This window comes from Streptomyces sp. Ag109_O5-1 (genome assembly GCF_003814875.1).
Lineage (GTDB): Bacteria > Actinomycetota > Actinomycetes > Streptomycetales > Streptomycetaceae > Streptomyces > Streptomyces sasae.
Genome location: NZ_RKQF01000001.1, coordinates 9,452,120 through 9,471,008, shown reverse-complemented (window position 1 = coordinate 9,471,008; position 18,889 = coordinate 9,452,120). Strand labels below are relative to the sequence as shown.

16 protein-coding genes and 1 pseudogene are annotated in these 18,889 nt (G+C 70.1%); 6 read left to right on the top strand and 11 right to left on the bottom strand.

What is annotated here, in order from left to right:
• Positions 1 to 39 precede the first annotated feature (39 nt).
• Positions 40 to 696 (bottom strand): vitamin K epoxide reductase family protein, encoded by a 657-nt coding sequence (locus tag EDD90_RS43170; protein ID WP_123978516.1) that lies wholly within the window; start codon positions 694 to 696, stop codon positions 40 to 42.
• A gap of 146 nt (positions 697 to 842) precedes the next feature.
• Between EDD90_RS43170 and EDD90_RS43165 the strand changes: the two genes are divergently transcribed.
• The 4 genes and pseudogenes from EDD90_RS43165 (at position 843) to EDD90_RS43150 (ending at position 4,371) form a co-directional block, all read left to right on the top strand.
• Positions 843 to 1,709: an ABC transporter ATP-binding protein gene (locus EDD90_RS43165; protein ID WP_123978515.1), complete on the top strand. Its 867-nt coding sequence runs from the start codon at positions 843 to 845 to the stop codon at positions 1,707 to 1,709.
• The gene (locus EDD90_RS43160) at positions 1,706 to 2,554 is read left to right on the top strand and encodes an ABC transporter permease (protein WP_123978514.1); all 849 of its coding nucleotides are present in this window, start codon (positions 1,706 to 1,708) and stop codon (positions 2,552 to 2,554) included. Before EDD90_RS43165 ends, EDD90_RS43160 begins: the two co-directional genes overlap by 4 nt.
• Positions 2,551 to 3,751 (top strand): annotated as a pseudogene (locus tag EDD90_RS43155) (sensor histidine kinase). The gene EDD90_RS43160 and the pseudogene EDD90_RS43155 overlap by 4 nt, the downstream one beginning before the upstream one ends.
• A complete protein-coding gene (locus EDD90_RS43150; RefSeq protein ID WP_123978513.1) occupies positions 3,748 to 4,371 on the top strand; it encodes a response regulator transcription factor in 624 nt (207 codons plus the stop codon). Before EDD90_RS43155 ends, EDD90_RS43150 begins: the two are co-directional and overlap by 4 nt.
• 254 nt (positions 4,372 to 4,625) lie before the next feature.
• Here the strand turns inward: EDD90_RS43150 and hisS are convergent, their stop codons facing one another.
• Positions 4,626 to 5,888: a histidine--tRNA ligase gene (hisS, locus tag EDD90_RS43145; protein WP_123978512.1), complete on the bottom strand. Its 1,263-nt coding sequence runs from the start codon at positions 5,886 to 5,888 to the stop codon at positions 4,626 to 4,628.
• 13 nt (positions 5,889 to 5,901) lie between these two features.
• Entirely contained in the window at positions 5,902 to 6,612 is a 711-nt protein-coding gene (locus EDD90_RS43140) for an MBL fold metallo-hydrolase (RefSeq protein WP_123978511.1), read from the bottom strand.
• A gap of 169 nt (positions 6,613 to 6,781) precedes the next feature.
• Here EDD90_RS43140 and EDD90_RS43135 point away from each other — a divergent pair, with 169 nt between their 5' ends.
• Both EDD90_RS43135 and EDD90_RS43130 read left to right on the top strand, forming a co-directional pair.
• A complete protein-coding gene (locus tag EDD90_RS43135; protein WP_123978510.1) occupies positions 6,782 to 7,603 on the top strand; it encodes a peptidylprolyl isomerase in 822 nt (273 codons plus the stop codon).
• Between the two features lie 135 nt (positions 7,604 to 7,738).
• The gene (locus tag EDD90_RS43130; protein ID WP_123978509.1) at positions 7,739 to 8,968 is read left to right on the top strand and encodes a DUF349 domain-containing protein; all 1,230 of its coding nucleotides are present in this window, start codon (positions 7,739 to 7,741) and stop codon (positions 8,966 to 8,968) included.
• A gap of 92 nt (positions 8,969 to 9,060) precedes the next feature.
• Here EDD90_RS43130 and EDD90_RS43125 read toward each other — a convergent pair whose 3' ends face one another.
• The 8 genes from EDD90_RS43125 to ruvC form a co-directional block, all read right to left on the bottom strand.
• Positions 9,061 to 11,586, bottom strand: a complete 2,526-nt coding sequence (locus EDD90_RS43125) for a bifunctional (p)ppGpp synthetase/guanosine-3',5'-bis(diphosphate) 3'-pyrophosphohydrolase (protein ID WP_123978508.1) — start codon at positions 11,584 to 11,586, stop codon at positions 9,061 to 9,063.
• A 226-nt stretch (positions 11,587 to 11,812) separates the two neighbouring features.
• Complete coding sequence (locus EDD90_RS43115; RefSeq protein WP_123978506.1) at positions 11,813 to 12,352, bottom strand: adenine phosphoribosyltransferase; 540 nt, start codon at positions 12,350 to 12,352, stop codon at positions 11,813 to 11,815.
• Positions 12,349 to 13,452: a protein translocase subunit SecF gene (gene secF, locus EDD90_RS43110; protein WP_123978505.1), complete on the bottom strand. Its 1,104-nt coding sequence runs from the start codon at positions 13,450 to 13,452 to the stop codon at positions 12,349 to 12,351. Before secF ends, EDD90_RS43115 begins: the two co-directional genes overlap by 4 nt.
• 3 nt (positions 13,453 to 13,455) lie before the next feature.
• Positions 13,456 to 15,246 carry a protein translocase subunit SecD gene (gene secD, locus EDD90_RS43105; protein ID WP_185149427.1) on the bottom strand — a complete coding sequence of 597 codons (1,791 nt, stop codon included), beginning with the start codon at positions 15,244 to 15,246 and terminating at the stop codon, positions 13,456 to 13,458.
• 141 nt (positions 15,247 to 15,387) lie between these two features.
• Positions 15,388 to 15,903 carry a preprotein translocase subunit YajC gene (gene yajC / locus EDD90_RS43100; RefSeq protein ID WP_123978503.1) on the bottom strand — a complete coding sequence of 172 codons (516 nt, stop codon included), beginning with the start codon at positions 15,901 to 15,903 and terminating at the stop codon, positions 15,388 to 15,390.
• A gap of 683 nt (positions 15,904 to 16,586) precedes the next feature.
• Complete coding sequence (gene ruvB / locus EDD90_RS43095) at positions 16,587 to 17,663, bottom strand: Holliday junction branch migration DNA helicase RuvB (RefSeq protein WP_123978502.1); 1,077 nt, start codon at positions 17,661 to 17,663, stop codon at positions 16,587 to 16,589.
• A 27-nt stretch (positions 17,664 to 17,690) separates the two neighbouring features.
• The gene (ruvA, locus tag EDD90_RS43090; protein WP_123978501.1) at positions 17,691 to 18,296 is read right to left on the bottom strand and encodes a Holliday junction branch migration protein RuvA; all 606 of its coding nucleotides are present in this window, start codon (positions 18,294 to 18,296) and stop codon (positions 17,691 to 17,693) included.
• Positions 18,293 to 18,832, bottom strand: coding sequence for a crossover junction endodeoxyribonuclease RuvC (gene ruvC, locus EDD90_RS43085; RefSeq protein ID WP_123978500.1), 540 nt, complete (start codon positions 18,830 to 18,832; stop codon positions 18,293 to 18,295). The genes ruvA and ruvC overlap by 4 nt, the downstream gene beginning before the upstream one ends.
• Positions 18,833 to 18,889 lie beyond the last annotated feature (57 nt).

Genomic DNA, 18,889 nt, shown 5'->3' with positions numbered 1-18,889 from the left:
AAACCCTAAATCACCGCACTGACAACGCGGCGCGCGCTGTCAGCTGGTCCAGAAGTCCCACCAGCGGGTCAGGATCAGCATGCCGATGATGCCGATGTGCACGACGGGCAGTACCCAGGTGAACTCGCCGAAGAAGGACTTCAGCCAGTTCGGGGCCGGCAGGAAGCTCTTGCGGATGTTGAACGAGGTCACGTACCAGAACATGGTGATCGTGGCGACCCAGGCCAGCGAGCACCACAGGCACAGCGCGTTGATTCGGTACAGGGACTGGAACTGCAGCCAGGTGCAGAAGCCGACACCGAAGAGGGTGCCGAAGTTGAAGGTGAGCCAGTACCAGCGCGGGAAGCGGGCGCGGGTCAGCAGGCTCATGCCGACGCAGATGACGATGCCGTAGCAGACCAGGCCGAGCATCGGGTTCGGGAAGCCGAAGGCGGCGGCCTGCTTGGACTCCATGACGCTGCCGCAGGAGACGACCGGGTTGAGGCTGCACCCGGGGGTGAACGTCTTGCCCTCGACCTTGGCTTCCAGCAGCTTGAACTTGTCGATCGTGATGACCCACGCGGCGAGCAGTCCGGCGGCGCCGGTGATGATCAGCAGCAGCGCGAAGGCGCGGCTGCCGCCCTCCGTGCGCGGCGCGGCGGAGTCGTGCTCGGGCTCGGGATCCGTGGAGACGTCCTTGACTGTCGTCTTGCTCATCACGCCGATTCCGTCTGTTTGAGAGTTGGAACTTCTTCGGGCAGGGGCCATTGTGCCGCACGAGGCGGCCTGTCCACCGTTCGGTGGACATAAGGAAGTACGCACGGTCGTCGCGGAACACTCGGTTCCGGCCGAGGCTCGGGGGTATGACAGCACACGCGAACGAATTCGCGGTGGACGTCCGGGGGCTGCGCAAGCGGTACGGCGACGTGACCGCGGTGGACGGCATCGATCTGGGCATCCGGCGCGGCGAGGTGTTCGGCCTGCTCGGACCCAACGGGGCGGGCAAGAGCACGACGGTGGAGATCCTCCAGGGCAACCGGAACCGGGACGCGGGCGAGGTCTCGGTGCTGGGCACCGACCCGGCGAAGGCCACGCGCGCGTGGCGGTCCCGGGTGGGCATCGTCTGGCAGGACGAATCGGCGCCCGCCGAGTTGACGGTCCGCGAGACAGTGCGGCACTTCGCGCACTACTACCCGAAACCGCGCGACCCGGAGCAGGTGATCGGTCTGGTCGGTCTGGAGGCCAAGGCGGGCAGCCGGATCAAGGCCCTCTCGGGCGGTCAGCGCCGCCGCCTGGACGTGGCACTCGGCGTGATCGGCGATCCGGAGTTGCTGCTGCTGGACGAGCCGACGACCGGCTTCGACCCCGCTGCCAGGCACCAGTTCTGGGACCTGATCCGCCTTCTCGCCGATGAGGGCACGACGATCCTTCTCACCACCCACTACCTGGAGGAGGCGGAGGCCCTCGCGAACCGGCTGGCGATCATCGCCCGCGGCCGGGTCGTCGCCGAGGGCGAGCCGCAGACGCTCCGGGACCGCTTCGGCACCGGTGCCACGGTCGAGTGGACGGAACCGGACGGCACCACGCGCGCGGAGCACACGGAAACCCCGACGAAGGCGGTCGCCGACCTCATGCGCCGCTTCGACGGCGAGATCCCGGGGCTACGGGTGAGCCGCCCCACCCTGGAGGACGTCTACCTCCGCCTGACCGGACAGGGGGCCGCACGATGACCACGACGACCGCCGCGCCCGTGCGCACCCGCGGTGGCGCCGAGCGCCTGCCGAGCGCCTGGACGATCGGACTGCGCCGGGGCGCCCTGGAGATCAGGCAGTTCTTCCGCCAGCGCGAACAAGTCGTCTTCACCTTCTCCTTCCCGGTCGTCTTCCTCTTCCTCTTCGCGTCGATCTTCCACGACGACGTCAAGGGCAGCGGGGTCACCGCCTCCCAGCTGTACGTGCCCGCGATGATGGCCTCGGGGATCATGTCGACGAGCTTCCAGTCGCTCGGCATCTCCATCGCGATCGAACGGGACGAGAAGGTCCTGCGCCGGCTGCGCGGCACACCGATGCCGCCGGCCGCGTACTTCCTGGGCAAGATCTGGCTGGTTCTCTGCACGGGGATCCTGGAGACGGCGATCCTCCTCGCCGTCGGCACCACGTTCTACGACGTCTCGCTGCCCTCCTCCGCGACCCGCTGGCTGGACTTCGCGTGGATCTTCGTGCTCGGGCTGACGGCGTGCGCACTGCTGGGCATCGCGATCAGCTCGGTGCCGAAGTCGGCGAAGAGCGCCAGCTCGGTGGTCGTACTCCCCTTCCTGGTCCTGCAGTTCATCTCCGGGGTGTACATCTCGATCGGCACGATCCCCGGCTGGATGCTGGACATCGGCGCCCTGTTCCCGCTGAAGTGGCTGTGCCAGGGGCTGCGCGGGGTGTTCCTGCCCGACTCGGCGAAGGTCCTGGAGCAGGCGGGCGCCTGGGAGTTCGGGCGGATCGCCCTGGTGCTGGCCGCCTGGTGCGTCGGAGGATTGGTGCTGTGTCTGCTGACCTTCCGCTGGAAGAACCGACGCGACGGATGACCCGTTGGCAGGCGGCCCGCGACGAGCACTCCTGGGACCGCACCATCCGGCCCTGGGACGCGTACTTCGCGGTCACCTGGACGGCCACCCTGGCCTTCGTGCTCGGCGCGAAGCACCCGGGGTGGCCGGTCCGGCTCGCCGTCGTCCTGCTGCTCGTCCCCCTGGTGCCCTGGTACGCGGCGGTCGGCCGGGCGGTGATCCAGCTCCGTGAGCCGGACGAGTCGCGGGCGGTGCGCTACCTGGCGGGGGCGATGGTGCTGTTCCTGCCGGCGGCGGTGCTGGTCGGCGAGACGCGGCTGATGTCATTCGCGCTGATCCCGCAGTGCTTCATGACGCTGCGGATGCGCAGGGCGCTGATCGCGGTCACCGTGATCAACCTGGCTCCGGTGGCGGGCTGGGCGCTGCTGTGGCGGCCGCAGCTCCCGGACCTGTTCGCCAACTCCCTGTTCGCCGTGGTGACTCTGGTCTTCTCCGTCGTGCTCGGCAGCTGGATCATCCGGATCATCCGGATCATCGAGCAGAGCTCGGAACGGGCCGAGCTGATCGCGGAGCTGGACGCGGGCCGGCACGAGATCTCCCGCCTCTCGGCGGCGCACGGCGCGCTCGCGGAGCGGGAGCGGATGGCACGCGAGATCCACGACGCCCTCGCGCAGGGCTTCACCAGCCTGCTGATGCTGGTCCAGGCGGTGGAGGCGGAGTTGGACCACGACTTGCCGCAGGCCCGCCGCCATCTCGCCCTGATGGACCGGACGGCCCGGCAGAACCTCGCCGAGGCCCGCGCGCTCGTCGCCGGTGGCGCGCCGGCGGACCTGGACGGCGCGTCGCTGCCGGACGCGCTGCGCCGCCTGGTGGCACGGCACGGCAACGCTGGAGGTGACCGGAGCGGTACGGCCACTCCCCGCCGGCGCCGAGGTGGTCGCCCTGCGCTGCTGCCAGGAGGGGCTGACCAACGCGCGCAAGCACGCGGGCAGTTCCGTGCCGGTCGCCATCCGCCTCGGCTACACGGACGATGCGCTCACCGTCGCCGTCCACGACGACGGCTGCGGGTTCGACCCGGATGCCGAGTGCTCCGGCTACGGTCTGACCGGGCTGCGGGCACGGGCCGCGGAGGCGGGCGGTACGGCGACGGTACGCAGCGCGCCCGGCGCCGGTACGACGGTGACGGTACGGCTGCCCCTGGGAGGTGATCCGCTGTGATCCGGATCGTGCTCGCCGACGACCACCCCGTCGCACGGGAGGGGCTGCGCGCGATGCTGAGCGCCGAGCCGGACCTGGAGGTGGTCGCCGACGCGTCCAACGGGCCGCAGGCGGAGGCCCTGGCGGCCGAACTCGGCCCCGACATCGTGCTGATGGACCTGCGCATGCCGGGCGGCGGAGGCGTCGACTCGATCGTGCGGATGGGTGAGGCCGGACTGCGGTGCCGGGTGGTCGTGTTGACCACGTACGAGAACGACCGGGACATCCTGCGGGCGGTGGAGGCGGGCGCGGCCGGCTATCTGCTCAAGGACCTGCCCCGGGGCGAACTGGCGGACGCGGTACGGGCCGCCGCGCGGGGCGAGACGGTACTGGCGCCGTCGGTGGCGGCGAGGCTGGTCGACCAGCTGCGGATCCGTCCCGAACGCCCACACCTCTCCGACCGCGAGGTGGCGGTACTGCGCCTGGTTGCGGACGGCTGCACGAACGCGGAGATCGGCCGCCGCCTGTTCATCGGCGAGTCGACGGTGAAGACACACCTGCTGCGGGCGTTCGCGAAGCTGGGGGTGGACGACCGAACGGCTGCCGTCACGTCGGCGATGAGGCAGGGCTTGCTGGACTGACCTATCGCCCACCCACCACCCGACTCGGTCAGTCAAAAAACAACGCCAAGACCCCCCGCCTCACTTCATGAGCAGCCGAGACGGATTCAGCCAGTCAAAAAACAACGCCAAGACCCCCTCGCCTCGCTTCTTGAGAGGCCGAGTCGGGTGGTGGGTGGGCGGTGGGGCGGGGGTGAAGGGGCCGAGCCCCTGGAGATGGGACGGGTAGGGGCGGCGAGGGCGAGGAACTGCCCGGCGCCGCCCCGGTCGACGTCTCAGCCCAGCCTCGACTCCAGCTCGGCCACGATCTCGTTCACGCCCACCGGTGTCTGCTCCCCGGACTCCATGTCCTTCAGCTGGACGACGCCCTCGGCGAGGTCGCGCTCGCCGGCGACGATCGTGTAGCGGGCGCCGCTGCGGTTGGCGTTCTTCATCGCGCCCTTGAGGCCCTTGCCCCCGTAGGAGAAGTCCGCCGCGATGCCGACCTTGCGGAGTTCCGTGACCTTGGCGAAGAGCACGCGACGCGCCTCCTCGCCCAGCGGCACCGCGAAGACGCTGGTGGCGGAGGGGATGTCGAGCTCGACTCCCTCGGCCTCCAGGGCGAGGACCGTGCGGTCGACGCCGAGGGCCCAGCCGACGGAGGGCAGCGCGGGGCCGCCGATCATCTCCGACAGACCGTCGTAGCGGCCGCCGCCGCCCACCGCGGACTGGGAGCCCAGGCCGTCGTGGACGAACTCGAAGGTCGTACGCGTGTAGTAGTCCAGGCCGCGGACCAGCTTCGGGTCGTCCTCGAAGGAGACGCCCGCCGCCGTGATCAGTTCGCGGACCTCCTCGTGGTACGCCTTGCACGCGTCACAGAGGTAGTCACGGAGCAGGGGCGCGTCGCCCAGCTGCTTCTGGACCGACTCCCGCTTGTCGTCCAGGACGCGGAGCGGGTTGATGTCGACCCGGCGACGCGTGTCCTCGTCGAGGTCCAGGCCGCGCAGGAAGTCCTGGAGAGCCGCGCGGTAGACCGGGCGGCACTCCTTGTCGCCCAGGCTGTTCAGCAGGATCCGGAAGTTGCTGAGGCCCAGCGAGCGGTACGCCTGGTCGGCGAGGATGATCAGCTCGGCGTCCAGGGCCGGGTCCTCGGCGCCGATCGCTTCCGCGCCCACCTGGGAGAAGTGGCGGTAGCGGCCCGCCTGCGGCTGCTCGTAGCGGTAGTAGGAGCCCGAGTACCAGAGCTTGACCGGGAGGTTGCCCTGCCGGTGCAGGTTGGCTTCGAGGGCCGCGCGCAGGACGGAAGCGGTTCCCTCGGGGCGCAGGGCGAGCTTGTCTCCGCCCTTGGTCTCGAAGGCGTACATCTCCTTGGTCACGATGTCCGTCGACTCACCGACGCCTCGTGCGAACAGCTCGACGTTCTCGAAGCCGGGGGTCTCGACGTAGCCGTAGCCGGAGTTGCGCAGCGGGGTCGCGATCGCCTCGCGCACCGCGAGGAACTTCGCGGAACGGGGCGGGATCAGGTCGTACGTGCCCTTGGGTGCCTGAAAGGTGCTCACGGAAGGTCTCTCGTCACATTCCTCGTCGGGGAGCCTGGGGCGCTCCCTGGCCGTCGGCGGCCACCTGCCGCAGATACGGGTTGGTGGCGCGCTCCTGGCCGATGGTCGTCTGGGGGCCGTGGCCGGACAGCACCACGGTGGAGTCGTCGAGCGGCAGGCACACGCGGGCCAGCGAGGCGAGCATGTCGTCCATGGAGCCGCCCGGCAGGTCCGTGCGTCCGATGGAGCCGGCGAAGAGCAGATCGCCCGAGAAGAAGACCGAGGGGATCTCGGCCGTCTCCGGCATCTGGAAGGTCACCGACCCCTTGGTATGGCCCGGCGCGTGTGCGACGGAGAGCCCGAGTCCGGCCAGTTCCAGCTGTGCGCCGTCGGCCAGTTCGAACACGTCGTCCGGCTCCCCCACCGTCAGCTCGCCCATCAGCGGCATGCCGATGGACCGGCCGAGCGCCTTCTCGGGGTCGCTCATCATGTACCGGTCCTCGGGGTGGATCCAGGCCGGTACGCCGTGCGCTCCGCACACGGGGACGACCGAGGCCACATGGTCGATGTGGCCGTGGGTGAGGACGACGGCGACGGGCTTGAGCCGATGCTTCTTCAGTGCTTCCTCGACGCCTTCGGCGGCCTGGTGGCCGGGGTCGATGATCACGCACTCCTCGCCGGCGGCGGGGGCGACGAGATAACAGTTCGTCCCCCAGGCCCCGGCGGGGAACCCGGCAATGAGCACGATCGTCCTTCGTTGTGTCGATACGGGTGGCTACAACCTGTGGTCCAGAGCCTACCGGCGCTGCCGTTTCCTCAGCGAACCCATATACGGTACGGGGCTACACGCAGCGATCGGCTCACAAGACGCACGCGTACCGGTCGGCACACGACACGCATGAGGAGAGAACCCGGTGGTCAGCCAGGAGCAGCGGCGGCGTCAGCTCGCCCGGGAGAAGTTCTTGCGGCAGCAGCAGCGGCGCACCAGCGCACGGCGCAAGTCACGTATGCGCAACTCCGTGATCGCGTCCGTGCTCGGCGTGATCGTGATCGGCAGTGTCGCGCTGTACACGACCGGTGTACTGAAGAACGACGACAAGGCGAACGCCAGCTCGCAGACGACTCCCAGCGTCTCGCCCAGCGCCAGCAAGGCGCCGGACCCGTGCGAGAAGGCCGCGGCCGGCTCGGTGAAGAAGCTGAGCTGGAAGAAGGAGCCGGCGATGTCGATCGACACGTCGGCGAACTACACGATGAAGCTGGCGACGACGTGCGGTGACATCGACATCGCGCTGAAGACGGCAGCGGCCCCGCACACCGTGAACTCGTTCGACTTCCTTGCCGCGCAGGGCTTCTTCGACCACACCAAGTGCCACCGGCTCACCACCAACGGCATCTACGTGCTGCAGTGCGGCGACCCGACGGGTACCGGCAGCGGCGGTCCGGGGTACACGATCCCCGACGAGAACCTGAAGGACAAAAGCCTCAAGGGCGGTGTCTACCCGGCGGGTACGGTCGCGATGGCCAACACCGGGCAGAAGCACACCGGCGGCAGCCAGTTCTTCCTGGTCTACCAGGACAGTCAGTTGCCGGCCAGCTACACCCCGTTCGGCACGATCGACGCGGCCGGACTGAAGGTTCTGAAGAAAATCGCCGCCGCGGGCGAGAACACCGGAGCGGGTGACGGAGCACCGAACGCGACGGTCGTGATCAACAAGGCCACGGTCGCGAAATCCTGACCACCAACTGCGAAATTTCGGTCGCGCGGGATGCGGACAGGCAACCCGCCGGTCGCCTATGTTGGCCGTGACGAAACTGTGGACGATGCCCGGGGGCACAGAGGCCCCTCGCAGGCATCATGTGGAGGAGGCGCTGTGAGCAGCGACCCGTGGGGCCGCGTCGACGAGACGGGGACCGTGTACGTGCGTACGGCCGACGGAGAGCAGGTCGTCGGTTCCTGGCAGGCCGGCTCCCCCGAGGAGGCGTTGGCCTACTTCGAGCGCAAGTACGAGGGCCTGGTTGTCGAGATCGGCCTCCTCGAAAAGCGAGTACAGACCACCGACCTGTCCGCGAAGGACGCCCAGGTCGCCATCGACCACCTGCGCGAGCAGGTGGGGGCGCACCACGCGGTCGGTGATCTGGAGGCGCTGCGGACGCGGCTCAACGAGCTGGTCAAGACCGTGGAGTCGCGCCGCGAGGAGCGTCGGGCGCAGCGCGCCAAGCAGTCCGACGACGCTCGCAAGGCCAAGGAGGATCTGGTCGTCGAGGCCGAGCAGCTGGCCCAGTCCGACCAGTGGCGGGCGGCCGGTGAGCGGCTGCGGTCCCTGGTGGACACCTGGAAGGGCCTGCCGCGTCTCGACCGCAAGTCGGACGACGAGCTGTGGCACCGCTTCTCGCACGCCCGGTCGGCGTTCTCCAAGCGCCGCAAGGCGCACTTCGCGCAGCTCGACGCGCAGCGCGAGGACGCCCGCAAGGCCAAGGAGAAGCTGGTCGCCGAGGCCGAGGCGCTGTCCGACTCGGCGGACTGGGGCCCGACGGCCGCGCGCTACCGCGAGCTGATGGCCGAGTGGAAGGCCGCCGGCCGCGCTCAGCGCGAGCACGAGGACGACCTGTGGAACCGCTTCCGGGGCGCCCAGGACGTGTTCTTCGCGGCCCGTGGCTCGGCGTTCGCCGAGCGGGACGCGGAGCAGACGGAGAACCTGAAGCTGAAGGAGGAGCTGGCCGCCGAGGCCGAGAAGCTCCTGCCGATCACCGACCTGAAGTCCGCGCGGTCCGCCTTCCGCTCGATCAACGAGCGCTGGGAGGCCATCGGCCATGTGCCGCGTGATGCGCGTCCGAAGGTCGAGGGCCGGATGCACACGGTCGACCGGGCCATCCAGGAGGCCGAGGAGGCCGAGTGGCGCCGGACCAACCCGGAGGCACGCGCGCGTGCCGCGGGTCTGACCGGCCAGCTGCAGGCCGCCGTGGACAAGCTGAGGGCACAGATCGAGCAGGCTCGTGCCCAGGGCAACACGTCCAAGGCGGAGAAGCTGGAGCGCGAGCTGGAGGGCCGCCAGGCGCTCCTGGACCAGGCTCTGAAGGGCCTGCAGGAGTTCGGCGGCTAGGGGTCGGCGGCCAGTTGGCCAGGAACACCGAGAGGGGCCCCGTACGACGCGTACGGGGCCCCTCTCGTCGTATGTCCGGCGTGCTGGGCGCCCTACGACCGGTTGCGCGCCGAAGTGACCCGGTAGACGTCGTACACGCCCTCCACGCCCCGTACGGCCTTCAGGACGTGGCCCAGGTGCTTGGGGTCGCCCATCTCGAAGGTGAAGCGGGAGGTGGCCACCCGGTCGCGGGAGGTCTGGACGGCCGCGGAGAGGATGTTGACGTGCTGGTCGGACAGGACGCGGGTGACGTCCGACAGGAGCCGGGAACGGTCCAGGGCCTCGACCTGGATGGCGACCAGGAAGACCGAGGACTGGGTGGGCGCCCACTCGACGTCGAGGATGCGCTCGGGCTCGCGGGACAGTGACTCCACGTTGACGCAGTCGCTGCGGTGAACCGATACACCGCTACCGCGCGTGACGAAGCCGATGATCGGGTCGCCGGGCACGGGGGTACAGCAGCGGGCCAGCTTGACCCAGACGTCGTCGACGCCCTTCACCACCACACCGGGGTCCTGATTGCTGCGCCGCTTGCGGCCGCGGGTGCGGGACGGCGGGACCGCCTCGTCGATCTCCTCGGTGGCCGCCTCCTCGCCGCCGAGCGCCTGCACCAGCTTCTGCACGACGTTCTGCGCGGCCACATGGCCCTCGCCGATCGCCGCGTACAGCGAGGAGATGTCCGGGTAGCGCATCTCGTGCGCGAGCGTGACCAGCGAGTCGCCGGTGAGGATGCGCTGGATCGGAAGGTTCTGCTTGCGCATCGCGCGGACGATGGCGTCCTTGCCCTGCTCGATCGCCTCGTCCCGGCGCTCCTTGGAGAACCAGCCCCGGATCTTGTTGCGGGCGCGCGGCGACTTGACGAAGCCGAGCCAGTCACGGGACGGACCGGCGCCGGTCGCCTTGGAGGTGAAGACCTCCACCAGGTCGCCGTTGTCCAGGGTCGATTCGAGCGGTACGAGTCTGCCGTTGACCCTCGCGCCTATCGTGCGGTGGCCCACCTCGGTGTGCACCGCGTACGCGAAGTCCACCGGGGTGGCCCCGGCCGGAAGCGCTATGACATCGCCCTTGGGCGTGAAGACGAAGACCTCGTTGCGGGACAGGTCGAAGCGCAGGGACTCCAGGAACTCGCTGGGGTCCTCGGTCTCCTTCTGCCAGTCGAGCAGCTGGCGCAGCCACGCCATGTCGTTGAGGTGGTCGTCCTTGCCCTTGCCGGCCTTCGGTACGTCGGTACGCACCTTGGAGGCTCCGGCGACGGCCTCCTGCTTGTACTTCCAGTGCGCGGCGATGCCGTACTCGGCGCGGCGGTGCATGTCGAACGTGCGGATCTGGAGTTCGACGGGCTTGCCGTTGGGGCCGATGACCGTCGTGTGCAGCGACTGGTACATGTTGAACTTGGGCATCGCGATGTAGTCCTTGAAACGCCCCGGAACCGGGTTCCAGCGCGCGTGGACGGTGCCCAGGGCCGCGTAGCAGTCGCGGACGGTGTCCACCAGGACGCGGATGCCCACCAGGTCGTAGATCTCCGCGAAGTCCCGGCCGCGGACGATCATCTTCTGGTAGACGCTGTAGTAGTGCTTCGGCCGGCCGGTGACGGTCGCCTTGATGCGGGCGGCGCGCAGGTCGGCCTGGACCTCGTCGGTCACTATCGCCAGGTACTCGTCGCGCTTGGGCGCCCGCTCGGCGACCAGGCGGACGATCTCGTCGTACATCTTGGGGTAGAGGATCGCGAACGCGAGGTCCTCCAGCTCCCACTTGATGGTGTTCATGCCCAGGCGGTGGGCGAGCGGCGCGTAGATCTCCAGGGTCTCGCGCGCCTTCTTCTCCTGCTTCTCGCGCTTGAGGTAGCGCATGGTGCGCATGTTGTGCAGGCGGTCGGCGAGCTTGATGACCAGGACGCGCGGGTCCTTGGCCATGGCGACGACCATCTTGCGCACGGTCTCGGCCTGTGCGGCCTCGCCGAACTTGACCTTGTCCAGCTTGGTGACGCCGTCGACGAGCAGCGCGACGACGTCTCCGAAGTCGCGGCGCAGGTCCTCCAGGCCGTACTCGGTGTCCTCGACGGTGTCGTGCAGCAGCCCGGCCATCAGGGTCGCCGGGTCCATGCCGAGCTCGGCGAGGATCGTGGTGACCGCGAGCGGGTGGGTGATGTACGGGTCGCCGCTCTTGCGCTTCTGGCCGCGGTGCCAGCGCTCGGCGACCTGGTAGGCGCGCTCGATCTGGCGCAGCGTGGCGTTCTCGATCTTGGGGTCGTTGCTGCGGACTATGCGCAGCAGCGGTTCCAGCACCGGGTTGTACGGGTTGGCGCGCTGCACGCCGAGCCGGGCGAGGCGGGCGCGGACGCGGTTGGAGGAGCCGGAGCGCGCGGGCTGCCCGGTGTTGGGGCGGGCCACGGGACGCTCGGGAGGGGCCGGTTTGGGGCGCGAGGTCTCGGCCGACTTCTCGGCGGGCGCGGACTGGGCGTGCTCGACCGGCCCACGGGCGTCGTTCTTCGCGGTCGTCGCGTGCGGCGCGGGCTTGGCCGCGGGCGCCGAGGCGGGCTCGGGCTTGGCGGCTGTCAGTGGCTGGGCCTCGTCTGGCAAGAGGGCTCCTCGTGCGCGATCCGGGTCCCCCGGTCAGGCTCCGGAGACCCCATGGTAGCGATCCTGGGCCATGTCATCGCCTGGAGGCCGAACCGTGGACCGTATACGGGAGGAACACACGAGGCTGCCGAGGGATTCCTCAGCGGTGTCCGGTGGGTTGCCGGAGGCCCGCCGGACATGCGAACGCCCGCCTCGGTGGGCGGGCGTTCTGCCGGTCGTACGACGCTCAGACCTGGAGAAGGGCCTCCAGCGGCGCCCCGTTCAGCGCGGGCTCCAGACGGGCGCGGCCGCCCAGGAAGCCCAGCTCCATGAGGACCGCGACGCCCGCGACCTCGGCGCCGGCGCGGTGGATCAGCTGGATCGAGGCCTCGGCGGTGCCGCCGGTGGCGAGCACGTCGTCGACGATCAGGATCCGGTCGTCCTTGCCGAGGTCCTCGGCGTGCACCTCGATCTCGGCCGAGCCGTACTCCAGCTCGTAGGCCTGGCGCAGGGTGGCTCCGGGGAGCTTGCCCGCCTTGCGGACCGGGATGAAGCCGAGGCCCGCGCGGACGGCGACCGGGGCGCCCAGGATGAAGCCCCGGGCCTCCAGGCCGACGACCTTGGTGGCGCCGGTCTCGGCGGCGATCTGGGCGAGCGCGTCGGTGAGCGCGGTGAACGCGGCCGGGTCCGCCAGCAGCGGGGTGATGTCCTTGAACATCACACCCTGCTCCGGGTAGTCCTCGACGTCCCGGATACGGCTGAGCAGCAGTTCCCTGATGTCGGTCACCGGCGCTTCCCCGACGGTCGGCCGCGGCCGCCCCGGTTGCGGGACGCGGGCTGGTTGCGCGGGCCGACGACGGCCGGGGCGGCGTCGTCGCGGTCGTCATCGCCCCGGGCCTCGGCCATCTCCTCCTCGGCGGCGGCCTGGGCCCGCTTGGCGAGAACGCGCTTCTTCAGCGCCTTCATCTGCGGCTCGGCCTCCTTGAGGTCGGCGACGAGCGGCGTGGCGATGAAGATCGACGAGTAGGCACCGGCGGCGAGACCGACGAACAGCGACAGCGAGATGTCGTTGAGCGTGCCGGCGCCGAGGAAGCCGCCGCCGATGAACAGCAGGCCGGCGACCGGCAGCAGCGCGACGATCGTGGTGTTGATCGAACGGACCAGGGTGCCGTTGATCGACTGGTTGGCGATGTCGCTGTAGGTGAACCGGGTCTGCTTGGTGATGTCCTTGGTCTGCTCCTTGAGGCTGTCGAAGACGACGACCGTGTCGTAGAGCGAGTAACCGAGGATCGTCAGCAGACCGATGACCGTACCGGGCGTGACCTCGAAACCGACCAGGGCGTAGATACCGGTCGTGATGGTGATGTCGTGGATCAGCGCGACCAGGGCCGCGACCGCCATCCGCCACTCGAAGGCGATCGCCAGGTAGATCACCACGAGGACCATGAAGATGCCGAGGCCTTCCCAGGCCTTGTTGGCGATCTCGTCACCCCAGCTGGGTCCGACGAGGTCGGCGGCGATGGACTCCGGGTCCACCTTCATGTCCTTGGCCAGCGCGATCTTGGTCGCGTCCGACTTGGTGGTGTCCATGCCCGCGATCTGGATGCGCAGACCGCCCGTGCCGAGCTTCTGGACGACCGCGTCGTGGCCCGAGGCTTCCTTCGCGTAGGTCTCCGCCTGGGCCACCGAGACACTGGTCTTCGCGGTGGTGAAGACCGCGCCGCCCTGGAAGTCGATGCCCATGTTCAGGCCGCGCACCGCCAGGCCGACGATGGCCGTGATGGTGATCAGGATGGAGACGCCGTACCAGATCTTGCGCTTGCCGACGAAGTCGTAGCTGATCTCGCCTCGGTGGAGTCGGGCGCCGAGGTTGCCGAGTTTCGACATCGCTCACGCTTCCTTCGGGTCGACAGGGCCGGCGACGGGACCGGCGGGACGGCGGGTGCGGCGCAGCGGGGGCTTGGCGCCCAGGCCCTTCGGGTCGAGCCCGGACCACTTGTGGCCGTTCGCGAAGAACTTACGACGGGCGAGGACCGTCATCAGCGGCTTGGTGAAGAAGAAGACGACGACGACGTCGAGCACGGTGGTCAGACCGAGGGTGAACGCGAAGCCCTGGACCTTGCCGACGGTCACGATGAACAGCACGGCGGCGGCCAGGAACGACACGAAGTCGGAGACCAGGATGGTGCGCCGGGCGCGCGGCCAGGCCCGCTCGACGGCGGGGCGCAGCGTGCGACCCTCGCGGATCTCGTCCCGGATGCGTTCGAAGAACACGATGAACGAGTCCGCCGTGATACCGATCGCGACGATGGCACCGCAGACGGCCGGCAGGTTCAGCGCGAAGTGGATCGCGGGGCCGAGCAGCGCCATGATCACGTAGGTGAGGATCGCGGACACCAGCAGCGAGGGGATCGCGACGACCGACAGACCGCGGTAGAAGACCAGCAGGTAGATGACGACCAGGCCGAGGCCGATCGCGCCCGCGATCAGACCGGCGTGCAGCTGCTCACCGCCGAGCGCGGCGGTCACGGTGGTGACGCTCTGCTCCCGGAAGGACAGCGGGAGCGCACCGTACGACAGCACGTTGGCGAGGCTCTGGGCCTCGGTCTGGGTGAAGCTGCCGGAGATCTCCGCCTGGCCGCCCACGATGGACTGGGCCACGGTCGGGCTGGAGACGACCTCGCCGTCGAGGACGATGCCGAACTCGTTCTGCGGCGGCTGGGAGTTCTTGGCGAGTTCGCCGGTGACGTCCGCGAACTTCTTGGCGCCGGTGCCGGTGAAGGTCATCTGGACCTGCCAGCCGGCGGCGGTCTGCGTGTCGAAGACGGCCTGGGCCTTCTTGACCTCGGTGCCGTCGACGCGGGCCGGGCCGAGCACGTACTTGTACCAGACGCCGGAGTTCTTGCCGCAGGCCACGGTGGCGTCGGTGGGCTTGGCGCTCTTGCCGGCGGTGGCGCGCTGCGCCTGGTCGTTGCAGTCCAGCGCGGTGTATTCGGCCTCCAGCTTCGAGGCCGCGGCGGAGGCGCTCGCGGAAGCCGAGGAGCCGGCGGAGGGGCTGGCCGACGCGGAAGGGCTCGCCGAGGAGGACGACGTGGAGTCGGCCTTCAGGGCGTCGGTGACGGCGCGGCCCTGCGAGGTGGCCGAGGACGACGGCGAGGCGGAGGACGACCCGGTCGCCTTCTGGGACGCCGACGCGCTGCTCGACGGGGTCGCGCTCGGGGAGGCGCTGGAGCTGCCGCTGGAGGACGCGCTCGGGGAGGCGGACGACGCGGCGCCGGCGCTGGCCTCACTGGCCAGGACCGGGCGGAAGTACAGCTTCGCGGTGGTGCCGACCTGCTGGCGGGCCTCCTCGGAGTTGGCGCCCTTGGGGATGTTGACGATGATGTTGCTCGTCCCCTGGGTCTGCACCTCCGCCTCGGAGACACCGAGACCGTTGACACGGCGGTTCATGATGGCGACCGCGGTCTTCATGTTGGCCTTGTTGATCGCGGACCCTTGGTCGGCCTTCGCCTGCAGCGTGATGCTCGTACCACCTGCAAGGTCGATACCGAGACGCGGAGTGGTGTTCCCCGAGGCGAACATCCCTCCGGTGAGCGCCACGATGGCGATCAGGATGAGGGCCAGCGAGCGCCCTGGCTTGCTCTGGGCGCTCGCGCTCCGGCCCCTCTTAGGTGCTGCCACCTTCTCGTACTCCCTCTCGGGCCGCCGTGCGCCTGGTCGGCGCGGTCGGCCATGACATGGTGTCGGGATCCCGTGCGGTAAACAGACGCGCCCGGGGTGCGGGATGCGCGCAAGGTGCGCGCACCGCTCCCCGGGTCGCGGCTACTTCGCCTCGGAGTCGCCGTCGGTCTTCTTCGGCTCGTCGTCAGCCTTCGCCTCGGAGGTCTCGGCCTCCTCGGCCTTCTCCTCGGTCTCCGCTTCGGCGGCGTCCTTCTTCCCGAGGTCGACGGCCTTGTCGTCGGAGGCGGCGGCAGCGTCGGCAGGCTCGTCGTCGGTCTCGGTGAGGGAGGAGGCGTCGTCCGGAACGACGTCGGCGTCGGACTTCAGGTCGTGCTCGATGCCGTGCACGATGCGGTTGTACTCGTCATCGGTGAGGATGGCGCCGATCGCGTTCTTCGCGAAGAGAAGCTCGACACCCGGGCCCGCGTCGAGCAGGACCGTGTCGTCGTTCACTTCCTTGACCGTCGCGTACATGCCCCCGATGGTGCGGACGCCGCTGCCGGGCTGCAGATCGTTCCGCATGTTCTGGGCCTGCTGCTGCCGCTTCTTGTTCGAGCGCGTCAGCAAAAACATGGCCGCGATGAGCACGACCAGCGGGAGAAGGGTCAAGGTATTCACGGGACGGAATTTCCTTCGCGCGGCCGCGGCGGTGAGCGGCCTGGATGATGGGGGCGTGGTCGGCGCCGCCTGTAGAGGCGGCATCGGCGGAGTCTAAGCGAGTCCGCTCGCATGGAACAACGCTCAGCATGGCACCTGGGTTCCTGCGCCCGCCAATGCCCCGCCGTCACGAAGAGATCACGTCTGCCGCGGGGCTCTGGCGGGCGGGCAGCGGTGTGTCCGGAAGTCGGGGCACCGACGGCTCGGGACGACCCGGTGCCGCGCACGGCGACGACCGGACGAACCTGGGGTGGGGGAAATGGCGGAGCGACGCTGTGGGATCAGGCGGAGCCGCGGTGCAAGAAGCGGCGGACCGGCCGGTGCGGGATCCTGCGAACCGGCCGGCGCATGAACCGGTGGACAGGCCGGCGCGAGATCTGGTGGACAGACCGGCGTCGCGAGAACCAGCAAACCGGCCGGTTCCCGATCCCCGGGAAGTTCGGGGAGTTCCCCGGTGGGAACTCCGGCGGATGGTTCGAGGGACAGTCCGTGGCGGGGCCGGAGGGAGCCCGAGGCCACGGCTCGTCACGGGACCGGGGGAAGCCAGCCGCGGCGGCTCGTGGCGGGAGCCGGCGGCGGGTTCCGCGTGACGTGACGGCCCGTGACGGGTTTCGCAGTGCGGCCGGGCCTTCGCCGTGCCGGTGTCAGGTGCCGAACAGGTCCTGCTGGCCGGTTCCGCCCGCCGCGCCCCTTGGGGCGGTCAGGCCGAGGTGGGCCCAGGCGGCGGGGGTGGCGACCCGGCCGCGCGGGGTGCGGGCCAGCAGGCCCTCGCGGACCAGGAAGGGCTCGGCGACCTCCTCGACCGTCTCGCGCTCCTCCCCCACCGCGACCGCGAGCGTCGACAGACCCACCGGGCCGCCACCGAACAGCTTGAGCAGGGCCTCCAGGACGGCGCGGTCGAGCCGGTCGAGGCCGCGCTCGTCCACCTCGTAGACGGCCAGGGCCGCGTGCGCGATCTCGCGGTTGATCAGCCCGTCGGCCTTGACCTGCGCGTAGTCGCGGACGCGGCGCAGCAGCCGGTTGGCGATACGGGGCGTGCCGCGCGAGCGGCCGGCGATCTCGGCGGCGCCGGCGGGCTCGATCTCGACGTCCAGCAGATTCGCCGAGCGGTGCACGACACGCTCCAGCTCGCGCGGTTCGTAGAACTCCATGTGCGCGGTGAAGCCGAAGCGGTCGCGCAGCGGGGGCGGCAGCAGGCCCGCGCGCGTGGTGGCGCCGACCAGGGTGAACGGCGGCAGCTCCAGAGGGATGGCGGTCGCACCCGGGCCCTTGCCGACGATGACGTCGACGCGGAAGTCCTCCATCGCCATGTACAGCATCTCCTCGGCCGGCCGCGACATGCGGTGGATCTCGTCGAGGAAGAGGACCTCGCCCTCCTGGAGGGAGGAGAGGATCGCGGCCAGGTCGCCGGCGTGCTGGATGGCGGGGCCGGACGTGATGCGGATCGGGGCGCCCATCTCGGCCGCGATGATCATCGAGAGGGTGGTCTTGCCCAGGCCGGGGGCCCCGGAGAGCAGCACATGGTCGGCGGTGGCGCCACGCGCGCGTGCGGCCCGCAGGACCAGGTCGAGCTGCTCGCGGACCTTCTCCTGGCCGATGAACTCGCCCAGGTCCTTGGGGCGCAGCGCGGCCTCGACGGCCTGGTCCTCACGGTCGGCGACGGCGCCCACCAGCCGCTCCGCGTCGGCGGCGCCGGTGTCGGTCGTGTCGTCCCAGTTCATAAGTGATGTGCCTCAGCGGTGGTGGGGTCAGCGGGCGCGGTTGAGGGTCTGCAGGGCCGCCTTGAGCAGCTGGCCGACCTGGGGCGTACCCCCGGCGGCCTCGGCCTGCGGGGCGACGGCGGTGACGGCCTCCTCGGCCTCCCGGGTCGCGTAGCCCAGACCGATCAGGGCCGCGTGCAGCTGGTCGCGCCAGCCCTGGGTGACCGGGGCGCCGATCGCGGGGGCACCGACCGGTTCACCGAGGCGGTCCTTCAGCTCCAGCAGCAGCTTCTGCGCGCCCTTCTTCCCGATGCCGGGGACGGCGATGAGCGCTTTCTCGTCACCGGTGGAGACGGCGCGGCGCAGGGCGTCCGGGCTGTGGACCGCCAGCATCGCCTGGGCCAGGCGGGGGCCGACCCCGCTCGCCGTCTGCAGCAGCTCGAAGGTCTGCCGCTCGTCGTCGTCGACGAAGCCGTACAGGGTGAGCGAGTCCTCTCGTACGACCAGGGAGGTGGCGAGTTTGGTCTGCTGGCCCATGCGCAGCCCGGACAGGGTGTTGGGCGAGCACTGGACGGCGATGCCGATCCCTCCGACCTCGACGACCGCGGAGTCCGGGGCGAGGGCGGCGACCGGGCCGCTGACGAAGGCGATCATGCCGTACGGCCTTTCGGTGTGTTGGCTGCGTGCAGGGCGACGGCCTGCTGGAGTCGGTTCTGGGCGGGGGCGCGCCAGATGTGGCAGATGGCGAGCGCGAGGGCGTCGGCGGCGTCGGCGGGCTTGGGCGGGGCGCTGAGCCGGAGCAGCCGGGTGACCATGGCGCCGATCTGGGCCTTGTCGGCACGTCCGGAGCCGGTGACGGCGGCCTTGACCTCGCTGGGGGTGTGCAGGGCGACGGGGATGCCCCGGCGGGCGGCGCACAGCATGGCGACGGCGCTGGCCTGGGCGGTGCCCATCACGGTCCGTACGTTGTGCTGGCTGAACACCCGCTCCACGGCGACGAATTCGGGCCGGTGCTCGTCCAGCCACTGTTCGATGCCCTGCTCGATGGCGACCAGGCGATGGCTGAGTTCGGCGTCCGCGGGCGTCCGTACGACCCCCACGCCGACCATGGTGAGCGGCCGCCCGGCGACGCCTTCGACGACGCCGACACCACACCGGGTCAGCCCGGGGTCCACCCCCAGTACGCGCACCGCGCCCCTCCCTTCGGTCACCTGTTTGTGCAGGCTATCCGGTGCCACCGACAACGG

What these genes read in the sequence shown, in the direction of transcription:
- ruvB (WP_123978502.1), bottom strand. Translation starts at nt 17,663, where the DNA reads ATGAACTGGGACGACACGACCGACACCGGCGCCGCCGACGCGGAGCGG.
- ruvA (WP_123978501.1), bottom strand. Translation starts at nt 18,296, where the DNA reads ATGATCGCCTTCGTCAGCGGCCCGGTCGCCGCCCTCGCCCCGGACTCC.
- EDD90_RS43160 (WP_123978514.1), top strand. Translation starts at nt 1,706, where the DNA reads ATGACCACGACGACCGCCGCGCCCGTGCGCACCCGCGGTGGCGCCGAG.
- EDD90_RS43170 (WP_123978516.1), bottom strand. Translation starts at nt 696, where the DNA reads ATGAGCAAGACGACAGTCAAGGACGTCTCCACGGATCCCGAGCCCGAG.
- EDD90_RS43165 (WP_123978515.1), top strand. Translation starts at nt 843, where the DNA reads ATGACAGCACACGCGAACGAATTCGCGGTGGACGTCCGGGGGCTGCGC.
- secF (WP_123978505.1), bottom strand. Translation starts at nt 13,452, where the DNA reads ATGTCGAAACTCGGCAACCTCGGCGCCCGACTCCACCGAGGCGAGATC.